The sequence below is a fragment of the Bacteroides sp. genome, assembly GCF_052357945.1.
Taxonomy (GTDB): Bacteria; Bacteroidota; Bacteroidia; order Bacteroidales; family Bacteroidaceae; genus Bacteroides.
Genome location: NZ_DAWCXD010000012.1, coordinates 51,688 through 66,124, shown reverse-complemented (window position 1 = coordinate 66,124; position 14,437 = coordinate 51,688). Strand labels below are relative to the sequence as shown.

The 14,437-nt window shown below is 40.2% G+C and carries 7 protein-coding genes; 4 read left to right on the top strand and 3 right to left on the bottom strand.

The genetic code is table 11. The annotated features are described in order from the left end of the window. Positions 1-336 precede the first annotated feature (336 nt). On the top strand, positions 337-1,647 hold the full coding sequence (locus ACT8YW_RS05000; protein WP_444104211.1) for an acetylxylan esterase: 1,311 nt from the start codon (positions 337-339) through the stop codon (positions 1,645-1,647). A 4-nt stretch (positions 1,648-1,651) separates the two neighbouring features. Here the strand turns inward: ACT8YW_RS05000 and ACT8YW_RS04995 are convergent, their stop codons facing one another. Then, entirely contained in the window at positions 1,652-2,053 is a 402-nt protein-coding gene (locus ACT8YW_RS04995) for a hypothetical protein (RefSeq protein WP_444104210.1), read from the bottom strand. Between the two features lie 218 nt (positions 2,054-2,271). Beyond that, positions 2,272-3,945: a nucleoside kinase gene (locus ACT8YW_RS04990; RefSeq protein WP_444104209.1), complete on the bottom strand. Its 1,674-nt coding sequence runs from the start codon at positions 3,943-3,945 to the stop codon at positions 2,272-2,274. A gap of 82 nt (positions 3,946-4,027) precedes the next feature. On the opposite strand from ACT8YW_RS04990, the gene ACT8YW_RS04985 reads away from it, so the two are divergent. From ACT8YW_RS04985 to ACT8YW_RS04975, 3 genes are all read left to right on the top strand, one after another. Beyond that, the gene (locus ACT8YW_RS04985; protein WP_444104208.1) at positions 4,028-5,725 is read left to right on the top strand and encodes a Na/Pi cotransporter family protein; all 1,698 of its coding nucleotides are present in this window, start codon (positions 4,028-4,030) and stop codon (positions 5,723-5,725) included. Between the two features lie 278 nt (positions 5,726-6,003). After that, positions 6,004-10,035 carry a hybrid sensor histidine kinase/response regulator transcription factor gene (locus ACT8YW_RS04980; protein ID WP_444104207.1) on the top strand — a complete coding sequence of 1,344 codons (4,032 nt, stop codon included), beginning with the start codon at positions 6,004-6,006 and terminating at the stop codon, positions 10,033-10,035. A 143-nt stretch (positions 10,036-10,178) separates the two neighbouring features. After that, the gene (locus tag ACT8YW_RS04975; RefSeq protein WP_444104206.1) at positions 10,179-12,650 is read left to right on the top strand and encodes a DUF4962 domain-containing protein; all 2,472 of its coding nucleotides are present in this window, start codon (positions 10,179-10,181) and stop codon (positions 12,648-12,650) included. Positions 12,651-12,777: 127 nt separating this feature from the next. Here ACT8YW_RS04975 and ACT8YW_RS04970 read toward each other — a convergent pair whose 3' ends face one another. After that, a complete protein-coding gene (locus ACT8YW_RS04970; RefSeq protein ID WP_444104205.1) occupies positions 12,778-14,424 on the bottom strand; it encodes a DUF6562 domain-containing protein in 1,647 nt (548 codons plus the stop codon). Positions 14,425-14,437: the final 13 nt, after the last annotated feature.

The following is a 14,437-nucleotide window of genomic DNA, read 5'->3' as shown; positions in this document are numbered from 1 at the left end:
GTATCCGTAATGAGGAAGATTATCTGATTACAGAAACCGGCGCCCGCCGATTAGGCAAGAAAATTCCTTTGACACCGGAAGAGGTGGAAGCTTTAAGATAAAAAGCTTCATAAAAATAAAAGCCTCATCAAAATAAAAGAAGAACCTTTCTTCTATTCAAAATCAATAACGGAAGCTTTTCATCCAGGTGAAAAACTTCCGCTATTTTTATCAAAGTACCAAATAGTCCATCTAAAAGCACATTTTTTCTACCCTCCTTTTCCCAAATCTTGCGTAATATTGCAACAGAATTAAAACAACTCACTTTTTAATGATATAAAAACAATGAATAACACCATGAAGAGACTACTTTTATCTGTATGGCTATTGTCACTTACCTTGCTGTCCGCCGTAGCTGAGAACTATCCTTATAAAAGCGATGTGCTTTGGGTCACCGTACCCAATCATGCCGACTGGCTTTATAAAACGGGAGAAAAAGCAACTGTGGAAGTACAATTCTATAAATACGGTATCCCCAGAGATAACGTAACCGTCACTTATGAAATAGGTGGTGATATGATGCCTGTTGCCGATACAAAAGGAAGTGTAACTTTAAAGAATGGCAGGGGGGTAATTCCCGTGGGCACAATGAAAGAGCCGGGATTCCGCGACTGTCGCCTGAAAGCAACCGTAGATGGAAAGACTTATTCACATCATATCAAAGTAGGATTTTCACCGGAGCAACTTCGTCCGTATACCACCATGCCTTCCGATTTCAAGGAATTTTGGGAAAAGGCTAAAGCGGAACAAAAGGAGTTTCCTCTAACGTATACCAAAGAACATGCCGATAAATATTCCACTGATAAAATAGACTGTTATCTCGTAAAATTACAACTGAACAAACGTGGGCAATGCGTCTACGGATATTTATTCTATCCGAAAAAAGAAGGAAAGTTTCCGGTTGTCTTGTGCCCTCCGGGAGCAGGTATCAAAACCATCAAAGAACCTCTACGTCATAAATATTATGCGGAACAAGGATGCATCCGTTTTGAATTCGAGATACACGGCCTGAATCCGGAAATGACCGATGAAGAATTTAAAGAAATCAGCAACGCTTTTAACGGCAGAGAAAACGGCTATCTGACCAACGGGCTCGACAGTCGTGATAATTATTATATGAAACGGGTATATCTGGCCTGTGTGCGTGGCATCGACTTTTTAACTTCCCTGCCGGAATGGGATGGCAAAAATGTAATCGCACAAGGAGGTAGCCAGGGAGGCGCCCTGGCGTTGATCGCCGCCGGACTGGATGAACGGGTGACAGCTTGTGTCGCCAATCATCCCGCCTTAAGCGATATGGCAGGCTATAAAGCCGGACGTGCCGGTGGCTATCCTCATTTCTTTAGAAATTCGGTGGATATGGATACCCCTGAAAAAATAAAGACAATGGCCTATTATGATGTAGTGAACTTTGCTAAATTGATAAAAGCAGACACCTATATAACATGGGGATTCAATGATGACACCTGTCCTCCGACTACCAGCTATATTGTATACAATGTACTAAACTGTCCGAAAGAAGCCCTGATTACTCCTATTAATGAGCATTGGACCTCCAACGATACAGAGTATGGACATCTGCTTTGGATAAAGAAGCATTTGAAATAAAGAATCAATCATTCCATCTGGATACAGGCAACTCTTTTTTCCCGTAACCTTTCTTCCAGGCATACGCTTTTCTCTTTCGGAGATAAAGCGTATCGCCACAATGTTTTATCGCCTCCCAATTAAATATTGAATGGTGGTAGATGATTTTTTCAAACCAATAAAGGAGGTCATAAGTTACGAATGGTAGTATCATACACCACCATGAAAACAGTAATGACAAAATCAACGCTGGTATCAGAGTCAAAGAAAAGCATTCCCAATATTGCTTTGCATGTATCCGTAACTCCATATCTTCCCAAACTTCCAGGTATTTATACCGGGTAAAGAAAAACCAGCCTAACATAAAATAGTGTTTCTTTCCTTTTCCCAAGAACCACTTTGCTAAAAGACTATTATAAAAAATCATATTCACATTTTTTTGTTGCATGTAGTCCTTTTATAACAGCAGAAGTAACTAAAGGTTCAATATTATAGTTTAGTATAACAGTCATTATACAGTATTCTCCCCTAAAGAATCCTATTCAAATATTGTTTATTTGGTATTCTCTTGCCTTACTACAACAAAAGGTAATTTATATTTTTGCAAAGAAAACACAAATAACGAATATATCCTAATTTTTATACTTAATATTTAAAGCTACTACCTCCCAAAAATTCACGCAACAAAGAGGTTGGTGGAATCTCCTTATCCTGTACCGGAACAAAATATTTGATAAACTTCAGTAACCGATATGCTTCGCAATATTCCGGACAGTTGCGCGGGACACCCATCAAAATAGGCTCAGCATGTAAACGGAGTACTGCAAACTCAAAAAGCAACGCAGAATTAAACATTACGTTGGCATTCTCCTGATAGGGAAAAATCCATTTATCTTCACCGGCACGTACACTCGGCCAGCGTGATATGGTTTCACGTGCTGAGTATCCCCGATAATTGAAGTCACGGATAATACGACGCAACAGACGGTTGTCGGTTGTCGGAATCCAGTTATGATCATCCAAAGAGATGGTGGTTAATGCTGAAACATAAATCTTGAATTTCCGCTCAGCCGGTATATGCGGTGTCAGTTCTGGGTTCAGGGCATGAATACCTTCCAGAATCAGAATCGTATTATCTTCTATTTTCAGTTTATCGCCTTTATACTCCTTCTTGCCTAGGGAGAAATTAAAACGAGGCAGTTCGACCTCTTCACCACGCAGGAGTGCTTGCAACTGTTGATTGAACAGTTCCAAATCAAGTGCATACAATGATTCATAATCATAATTTCCATTTTCATCCAAAGGAGTCTCTTCACGATCCACAAAGTAATTATCTAAAGAGATCGGGAATGGTTTCAGTCCATTGGTCATTAGCTGGATAGAAAGCCGTTTGCTGAAAGTTGTCTTTCCCGAAGAGGATGGTCCGGCAATCAATACCAGTTTTACCCGGTTACCGTTTTCACCACGATGGAATATAGTATCGGCTATTTGGGCTATTTTCTTCTCCTGCAATGCTTCCGCAACATTTATCAGATCGGTTGCATGCCCCTCTTCGCAGGCCAGGTTAAAATCTCCGGCATTGTTAAGCCCCATGATATAACTCCAGTTCAGATATTCTTTAAAGACATCCAGCATTTTTTCCTGCTTCACCACATCTTCGAGCATATTCGGGTCTTCCCGGCTCGGAATCCGGAGGAGCAATCCATCATAATATTTCACAATATCGAATAATTTAAGATATCCGGTGCTGGGCAGCAGATTACCATAATAATAATCAATGGTATCACCCAATGTATAATAATAGGTATAGAGCGAACCGGAAGTCTCCAGTAATCTCACTTTATCATTCATCCCCCGTTCGCTGAAAACCCGTACTGCTTCCGCTGTATGACATTCAATGCGGTGATAAGGAATATCTTCCGCAATGATCTCCTGCATCCGTTGTTTGATACGTGTCACATCTTCGAGTTCAATGGGACGTCCAATCCGCAAATTGCAGAAATAACCTTTCGATACAGGATGTTCCACAAACAATTTTCCTTCAGGAAAGAGTTCCGTGACAGCCTTAAACAAGACAAAACAAAGCGAACGGACATAAGTACGCATACCGGACTGATCTCTCACATCCAGAAACTCTACATCCTTATTATTATATACTCTGAAATTAAGTCCCTCGGAGCGATTATTGACCTTGGCACTTACTACTTGATAAGGAAAATTAAGATTAAAACCGTAATAAATATCCAAAAGTGAGCTTCCGATAGGGAATTCTTTGGAAATATTGTTATTTTTGCAACATATTTGTAACATCTGTTTCATCGAGTTCGTTAAAAGGTGAATAATTTGGGACTAATATACTTATAATCAGATAGAGAACAAATAACCATTAAAAATATTATAGATGGAATATTCTTTTTATGATTTTTTAAAGCTCATAGGCTCATTAGGACTCTTCCTTTACGGAATGAAGATTATGAGCGAGGGCTTACAAAAGGTCGCGGGTGACAGATTGCGAAGTATTCTAACGGCAATGACTACCAATCGGGTAACGGGAGTTTTAACAGGAGTGTTAATAACAGCTCTTATCCAGTCTTCTTCAGCAACGACGGTGATGGTCGTTAGTTTCGTGAACGCCGGGTTACTTACACTTGCCGAATCCATCAGCGTTATTATGGGTGCCAATATCGGTACTACTGTAACTGCCTGGATCATTTCAATTTTCGGATTTAAAGTCGACATGGCTGCCTTTGCTCTTCCACTTCTAGCTATCGCCCTTCCGCTTATCTTCTCCGGTAAAAGCAACCGCAAGTCCATCGGTGAATTCATTTTTGGTTTTTCTTTCCTTTTCATGGGGCTCTCTTATTTAAAAGCAAACGCCCCCGACCTGAATGCCAACCCGGAAATGCTCGCCTTCGTACAGAACTACACAGATATGGGATTTTTCTCCATTATTCTGTTTTTGCTCATCGGTACCATATTGACCATGATTGTGCAAGCCTCTGCAGCCACCATGGCAATCACATTAATTATGTGTGCCAACGGCTGGATCAGTCTGGAGCTGGGAGCAGCACTCGTTTTGGGAGAAAACATCGGAACCACTATCACGGCCAACCTTGCCGCACTTACAGCCAACACACAGGCTAAGCGGGCAGCATTGGCCCATTTTGTTTTTAATGTGTTCGGTGTTATCTGGGTATTGGTCATCTTCCACCCCTTTATGCAGTTTGTGAACTGGATTGTAGACACATTCTTTCAAACAAACAACCCTGAAGTTGCCATCTCATACAAACTGTCTGCTTTCCACTCTGTGTTCAATATCTGTAACGTATGTATCCTGATATGGGGCGTGAAACTGATTGAACGTACCGTATGCGCTTTAATCCATCCCAAAGAAGAGGACGAAGAACCTCGTTTGCGGTTCATCACCGGTGGTATGCTTTCTACCGCTGAACTCTCTATCCTTCAAGCACGCAAAGAAATCCATCTTTTCGCAGAACGTACACACCGAATGTTCGGCATGGTACAGGATCTGCTACATACAGAAAAAGATGATGATTTCAATAAACTATTTAGCCGGATCGAAAAATATGAGAATATCAGTGACAACATGGAACTTGAAATAGCCAACTACCTGAATCAAGTATCTGAAGGCCGTTTAAGTTCTGAAAGTAAGTTACAGATACGTGCCATGCTGCGTGAAGTAACGGAAATTGAAAGTATCGGTGACAGCTGTTATAATCTGGCACGCACCATCAACCGGAAACGTCAGACTAATCAAGACTTTACCGAAAAACAATATGAACATATTCATTTCATGATGAAGCTGACGAACGATGCACTTGCCCAAATGATTGTGGTAGTAGAAAAACCGGAACACCAAAGCATCGATATCAACAAGTCCTTCAACATCGAAAACGAAATTAATAATTATCGTAACCAACTGAAGAATCAAAATATTCTGGATGTGAACAACAAAGAATATGATTATCAGATGGGAGTTTACTACATGGATATTATCGCCGAATGCGAAAAGCTAGGTGACTATGTAGTGAATGTAGTGGAAGCCAGCAGCGATGTGAAAGAGAAAAAAGCTTCTTGAGAGCGCTTAATCGAGTCATAAAAAAGGAGAATCGGCTGACATATATTTATAGCCGATTCTCCTTTTTTATTCTCAAAGCCACCCTTCTGACACCTGATATAGAGCATCTATACAAGGATATTAGACACAAACAACATAAAAATAGAGAAAATCAAAATAGATATGGGTAATAACAAGAAAGTTTTTTGATAAATTCTTATTAAATTTGCTCATGATAAGAATCATTTCAGAAAACTGTCTTTAATCTATCATTTTTAATAACCTCAAATGGATATAAAATGAAAACACTATTATTTACTGGTCACAAAATTATTTGCTTATCATTCATATTATTCTTTAGTTTTAATACCAGGGCTGCATCCACTGATTACATAAATTTCAGGAAACTTTCCGTAAATGAAGGATTGTCTCAAAACACCGTATGGGGAATGATGCAGGACGCAAATAACAAAGTATGGATTGGTACGACAGATGGTCTGAACCGTTATGACGGCTATACGTTCACCACCTACTATCACGCTTCCAACGACAGTCTTTCTATTGCAAATAACCAGATTATATCACTTTGCACCGATTCGGATGGCGTATCGTGGTTCGGTACGCTGGTCGGTTTATCACGTTACAACCCGGAAACGGACAATTTCACCAATTATCTCTTGCCTGATACTCCTTTTCAGGTATTGGCAATAGAGGATGCCTCCGATAAAGGTATCCTATTTCTCGCAACAAACATCGGACTTATCTCCTTTCAGAAAGAAAGTAAGGAATTGCATATCACCCCAACACTTAAGCATCTCACCATCAACACTATTTGCAGAATAAAGGATAAACTATTATTGGGAACTTCCCAAGGTGCATATCTATACTCAATCCATACGAAGAAAACAGAAAAAATACTCCCCGAACTACTTGAAACGCCAATTGCCAGCATCATCTACAATACCAATACCAAAGACTACTGGGTGGGAACCCAGAAGAAGGGAATCTATCGTTTCAACAATAAATGGCAGATACTGAAAAAATATCAGATAGATAAAAGTAATACGTTCTCTCCCGCCAATACAGTGCGGGTACTGAAACAATATACAGACGGACAGATATGGATTGGTACCACCGAAGCATTGTTCTGCTTTGATCCGGAGCACGAAATATTTGAAAAACGTTTGTCTCATAGTTCTATCCGCTCTCTCTTTATAGACAATCAGGGAGGAATATGGGTAGGAACCTATTATGACGGAATCAATTATTACCACCCGTTTGCCCCGACATTTAAAACGTTGGAATATTCTCCTTATTTCAACTCCCTGAATGACAAAGTCGTCAGCTGTATCGTGGAAGAACCATCCACCAAGAATCTATGGATCGGAACAAATGATGGTGGTGTAAACTACTACGACCATCAAAAACAGACTTTTTCTTATTACAGAGCCACGAAACAAGGGAATGGGTTACGTTCCAACAATATCAAAGCCATTTCACTTGATAAATCCGGCAATATCTACGTAGGTACACACTCCGGCGGACTAAGCTATATCCACACAAAAACAGGAAAAATAGAGAATTTCTCAATTCCGCAAATGGAAGCTGAAGACAACAGTTGCTACTCTCTACTGGATGACGGTGAAAACTTTTATGTAGGCTCAATGGTCGGTCTGCTGCTCTTCAACAAAACAACCAAAGAGTTCAGAAAACATCCATTGGCTGAAAGTAACCCGGAATTATCCGGAATATTAATAAGAGCTTTATACCGTGATTCCTCCGGCAAAGTCTGGATTGCCACCGAAAAAGGGCTGTTCTTATACACCGGCACTTCCAAAGTACAACATCTGACAGATAATTTGTCTTCCGACTTTTCGACTCATATCATAGCTTATTGCATTCACGAAGATACTCAAAAAAATATATGGGTCACTTCTGCCAATGGCCTATACCAATACGGACCGGATATAACACTGCACAAACATTATACGGTTAAAAACGGCCTCATCAACAATTGTATATACGGTCTTCTGGAAGACAATTCAAGACGCTTATGGCTAAGCACCAATAAAGGGCTGTCCTGTTTCGACATTGACAGAGAACAATTCTATAATTATCGGCAGGAAGACGGATTGAGCCATAACGAGTTCAACGTATATGGTTACTGTAAAGGTTCCGACGGCACTTTTTACTTCGGAAGCCTGAATGGCATCACTTATTTTAGTCCGTTCAAGTTTATGGAGAACCCATTCATGCCTCAACCTGATATTACAGGAATATCTCTGATGAATCAAGTAGTCACCCATAGTCAAGACGAAACCTTCTGCATGCACAGAGATGAATATGGACAATTGAAAGGCATAGATTTCCCGTTCAGCCAACGACAATTCAATATTCGGTTTACCGTTTCAAACTACCTTAGTAACCAACGCAATACATTCGCTTATCAACTGCAAGGTTTCGATAAAGAGTGGAATTCTACCGAAGAGCGCAATGTCAGCTATTCCAATCTCCCTCCCGGACATTACACTTTTCTGCTAAAAGCATGTAATAATGATGGTAAATGGTGTGAAACTCCAACCAAATTCTTCATACATATCACTCCAATGTGGTATCAGACATGGATAGCCAAGTTTATCTTTATTTTGTGCGGTCTAGGTATTATCGGCTGGATTATGTATTTCTTCATCGCAAGAACGAAAATGAGAATGCAGTTGCAGGTCGAGACACTGGAACACAACAAGATACAGGAGCTCAACACTGAAAAGGTCCGTTTCTACATGAATATGTCACATGAGTTGCGCACTCCGCTAAGCCTGATTATCGCCCCATTGGAAGATATGATGAAATTAAGCAGAATGTTGGATAAAAAGCTGCAACGCGACTTACAATATGTTTATCAGAATAGCCGCAGATTACTGCATATCATTGACCAGCTCCTAAACTTCAGAAAAGCGGAATCCGGTGCTTTGCCCATTCAGGTAGAAGTCTGCAATATCGAAGAATGGTTCCGGCAGATATTCATGCTGTTCTATAACCAGGCTGAATCCCGGAACATAGATTATCTGTTTCATTCCAGTATAACCACTTCCCAGCTCCCGGTTGACAAAAAGTACATTGAAACGATTTTAATCAATCTCTTATCCAACGCTTTCAAGTTTACACCAGACAAAGGAAGAATAGAACTGGAACTTTGGGAAAAAGAAGATACCTTCGGATTTAGCGTAAGAGACAATGGGAAAGGGATTCCCCAGGAAAAACTGAACAACGTTTTCGAGCGTTTTTATCAAGTGAACGAGAATGACAAGGGAACCGGTATCGGTCTTTCTTTGGTAAAATGCCTGGTCGACAAACATCATGGCAGCATTTCTGTGGATAGCAAAGAGCAACAATACACTCTATTCAATATCACACTTCCCAAAGATATGAATACATATACTGCGGAAGAATTGGCAAAACAACCGGTCAAAAGTTCCGATTCTACGTTTTATATTGACGAATCCATATCCTATATTCCGGCAGAGGATAGTCCGGAGAATACCACGGAAGAGGGCATAAACAAATCTATTATGCTACTAGTAGACGATAATGCCGAAATGCTTGATTACCTGAAAGGATCCTTGCAGTCCAAATACCAAATAGTGACAGCGACAAACGGTAAAGTCGCACTAGACATCATGAAAACGCAACCAATTGATATTGTACTTTCTGATGTGATGATGCCCGAAATGGATGGCCTGCAATTATGCAAACTGGTCAAGCGTAACATACAGACATCTCACATTCCGGTGATTCTCCTGTCTGCCAAGAGTTCTCTCGAAGACCAGACCTCCGGTATTGATGTCGGCGCAGATGATTATATCGGAAAACCTTTCTCTATCTCCTTACTCAAAGGTAAAATCAATAATATACTGAAAGCCAAAGAACGCTTCCGGCAATATTATTCAAGCACAATCAATATAGATACGGCTAAAATGACTTCCAATACTTTGGATAGTGAGTTTTTGAGCAAGGTGATACAAATCATTGAAGAAAATATCAGTGACGAGAAATTCTCAACGGAAGATTTGGCAAGCAAATTATTCATGAGCCGTTCCAATCTATATATTAAGATGAATGCCATATCCGGCGAGGCCCCAGCAAACTTCATCCGCCGCATCCGTTTCAATAAAGGATGCCAAATGCTGCTCGAAGGCCGCTATACAATTGCCGAAATCAGTAATAAGATAGGTTTTAGCTCCCCATCTTATTTCACCAACAGTTTCAAGAAAAATATGGGCATGCTTCCCAGCGAATATATCAAGCAACATCAGGAAGAAAACAAGTCATGAACGGTTAAGACAAAATTGATAATAAAATAGACGAAATCAAACTATACATGCATGATATCCAAACATTTTTAGAAATCTCAAATTGATTGCAAACGGTAATCCTCATACATTTGCATACAACCATTCTAAAACGTTTTTATATCATGAAATTATCCATTGTAGCATTTACAATGCTGTGCATGACAAGTGTACAGCTACATGCCGATAAGACGAATTGTATTCTTGAAAACATTCGACAAACGCCTTATCCGCAAAAAGAACAAATTTTATATTTAAATCCTGCTCCATTATTGGTTCCTCTGAACATGAAGCAATCGGATTTTTTACAGTTTAACTTATCCCAGGATAAGAAGTTTGAGGATGAAAGCAGCATACTGTCTAAACCGGTAGCATGGTGCATGTTCAATCCTCATAAAGTGTTGAATAGCGGAACCTGGTATTGGCGCTTTCGCTCCGTCAGCAAATCGGGTGAAGCAATGCCATGGAGTGAAACATTCAGTTTCGAGATGACAGATGATATTCCTAAATTCGCCACTCCTCCAGTAGAGGTTTTTCTGAATAACATTCCCAAAGACTTACCGCGCATTTATTGTTTTCTCAATGACAATATGGAGCAGGCACGCAAAGAGGCGCGTTCGCATCCCGAATTTGAGAATATGATAAGTGATGCGCGTACAGCACTTAGTGCCGATTACAGCACAGATACCAACCCGTATAAGCATGTCTCTCAAATGGCTGTTTATTGTGATAACCTGAATACTGCTTATCAAATGCTGGGATATAAAATTTATGCCGACAAAATGGTAAAAAATGTACGGTGCCTGCTGAAAAAAGAATTAAAAGAGAATATTATAGCAAATGATTTTACAGCCGGAGAACTGGTATATCTCCTGGCGTGTACGTATGAGAACCATTTCACTCTATTCACCGAGCAAGAACATAAGCAGATAGAAAAAATAATAGTAGATGTTTTGTCCTATTATTACCGCACACGTATGGTCGGAAATGAAGAGAATCATATATTCGACAATCATTTCTGGCAATTTACTTTTAGAAATCTTCTGAAATCGGCTTTGGTACTTTATGGCAAATATCCCTTTATCGAAGAATACCTGGAGTATAGTTATGAGTTGTGGACTACACGTGCACCGGCATCAGGATTCAACAGAGACGGTGCCTGGCATAACGGTACATGTTACTTCAGCGCCAACGCTGTTACCTTGCAATATATGGTAACATTGCTTAGCTATTTGACCGGGACAGACTTCATGCAACATCCGTGGTATAAAAATGCAGGTATCGGCATGACCTATAGCTGGCAACCCGAATCTATCAGTGCAGGTTTTGGTGACGGGCATGAACAGATGAATTCTAAGCCTTTACGTATCCGCAGCGCTTTTGCTGATTTTCTGGCACGTATGAATGGGGACCCTTACGCCACTTGGTATTCTTCTATCAACAATCGATATACCACAGAATCTGAAACACGCCTGTTCCGCATGGCAAGTGGTAAAAAACGCCCGGCAAAGGCAGATTTGCCAACCGATGCCCCGAAAGCCGTATGGTTTAAAGATTGCGGTGAAATGATAGCCAACAGCAATTTAAAAGATTATAAAAAGAATCTTAGTTTAAGCTTCCGTTCCAGCCCGTTCGGTTCAGGCAGCCATACGCACTCCAACCAGAATGCTTTCAACCTGCGATATGGCGGAAAAGCTGTTTACAATGCAGTCGGACACTATATGAGCTTTTCAGATCCTCACAACTTGCTGTCTTACCGCCACACACGCGCCCACAATACTTTGCTGATAAACGGCATAGGACAACCATTTACCACTCGTGCTTATGGAAATATTACCCGAATGTTTAACGGAGAACATATATCGTATGCTTTGGGAGACGCTTCCAATGCTTACTGCGGTATCAGTGAATACCCTATGTGGCAACGTAATTTCAAAAATCATAAGTTAGAGCAATCCGAAGAAAACGGTTTTGGAAAAACACCTCTAAAGAAATATAAACGGCATATTTTCTTATTGCATCCTAATATAGTCATTATCTACGATGAACTGGAAGCCAAAGAAAAAGTTCGTTGGGATTGGTTATTGCATAGCCCGGTAAAGTTTGATATTATTCCTGAAACGTTACAGTTAACCACAGAAAATAAAAAAGATAACTTCAAATCGGTAGCTCAATTATTTTGTGAGCAGAAATGTAATATTACGCAAACCGACCAGTATGTCAGTCCACCCAATACATACCCGGCTGAACGTGGAGAAGACTTTTCCGCCCCATGGTCATTGACTGCCAGTTTCGGACCTAGCAAAGCCAATCGTATTTTGACTATTATCCAAGTGGAAGCTGACGATTTTCACATCGTAGATATTAATCAGGCAGGCAATAAGTTCAAAATCGGGGATTGGAATATTGAAGCAGAATTGAATATACAGCAACCGGCCAACTTATACATTCACAATACTAAAAATAAAGCCACATTCGGTTATGGCAGAAAGAATATAGAAATAGAAGGAAAAAGCTACAAATCTGCTCATAGCCAGGCTTCTGTATTATATGATAAAATTGATACTGAATGGCAAACGGTAGAAATGGACGACTGAGAATAATAACAATTTGTTCATAAAAAGAAAATCCAACAACTCCCTGTATTCAATACAGGCAATTGTTGGATTTTTCTTTATCTCCTTAAATAATAAGAGATATTATCTCACTTTTATCATTTGTTCTTTAGAATGTCAAAAGAAGACGAGCGTTACAGAAAGCCCTATCAGAAGGTATACTCTTTGCCATACCTACTTCCACATAAGGTTTTCCGTCTCCCCTGTCTCCAAAGCCAAAAGCAAAAGGCTGTTTATTCTTGCTATCATAAGTTGTAGTCCAGTAAGAGGTAGGCGAGAATACTACACCACCGGCTTCTGTAAACTTAGTATCCAAGTTTGATTTCATCTGATAAAGAGTTTCCATCTGTCCGGCTGAAGGCAGATACCATCCACTGTTAGTGCCGGACACTGCGGGCAGTTCATTTTTAATCATTATATCAAACAACGGATACACTTCATTATCAACACCCGTTACTGCCGCACCCAGATTATCCAAAAGCCATTTTGTATTCTTATATCCGAGATAATCTTTTGTATCCGCACTGACATTCTCACTGAGATCAGCGTTTGTCCTTGTCTTACACCAGGCAAGCCCTGTCGCGCTCGTTCCCAGATAAGAAGTTATATCATTGATATTTACCACATACCCGTTAATGGCAGGCAAGTTATCATAGTTACTTTCCGTATCGGTAGCATCCGCACCGACTTTAAAGACAATTCCCACAATAGTTGCAGATGTAGCTTCCGGTGCTTTTATGGTAGACGACCAGGTTCCGTCACTATAGAAGAAATCACCGACTTTTGCCTTCACTTTCGTTGTCGATATTGTCTGATCGCTATCTTTCCAATCTTCCACATCTATGTCAAAGCTAATTTCATATTCAATATCCGGATCAGGAGATTCTGCCATCATATTACCGCTCACCTTAATATGTTGTCCACGCAACAATGGTATTATCTCCGGAACTACCACATTCTGAACACCTAACTCTGTCGTAAAGCTCATCTCTATTTTCCCCAAATTACGGCTCTCGGCGTTAGAGAAAACATAGCTGGTAAACACCGTTCCGTTCAAAGCAGTTTCCGGGTTAAAATTTTCTTCCCTGAAAGTCAGTTTGGCCAGTTCTTCCAACACTTTCCCAGTGCTGACATCAAAACCGGTATAAGTATCAAAAGAAACATCCAGCCCTTTCAACAAATTAAATTCACGCAAATTCTTCTCTATAACACTGATCTTAGTGAATGGACGTATCAACTGTATCTCCTGCTGAAGCGCTTCTCCGCCTTTTTGAATCTCCCCACAATAAAAGAAAGCGTCACAAGCCTCATTGTTAATAAGTTTACTGACATCTTTCACTGTAATCTTTTTCAGGTCGGAAGTATTGTAATATTTATCCGGATAATGAGTGAAAGCAGTGGCATCTTTTGGTCCCGATGACGCGTTTTCATCAATGTAGTCGGCCCACATCAAACAGTCGTAGTTACCTTCGGAAAGAGTGAACTCAAACGACAGGCCCTCTGCTTGGGCAGCAGGTGCTATTACTACTTCTTCGTGATTTATTAATTTCGCATCCGCACCTTTACTCCATATCTCTACTATACAACGTAACTTATGAGAAGCGACATCTCCCTCTTGCGAAACTGCCAGCTTCTTAGGAAAGATAGCCGTAATATATGCCTGTTCCGATTTTACAGTGGTCTTTTCTTCTTCACTGCATGAAGCAAACAGCCCCAAACATAGAAATATCATCAAGCTTAAAAAAATCTTTTTCATGCTATTACAATTA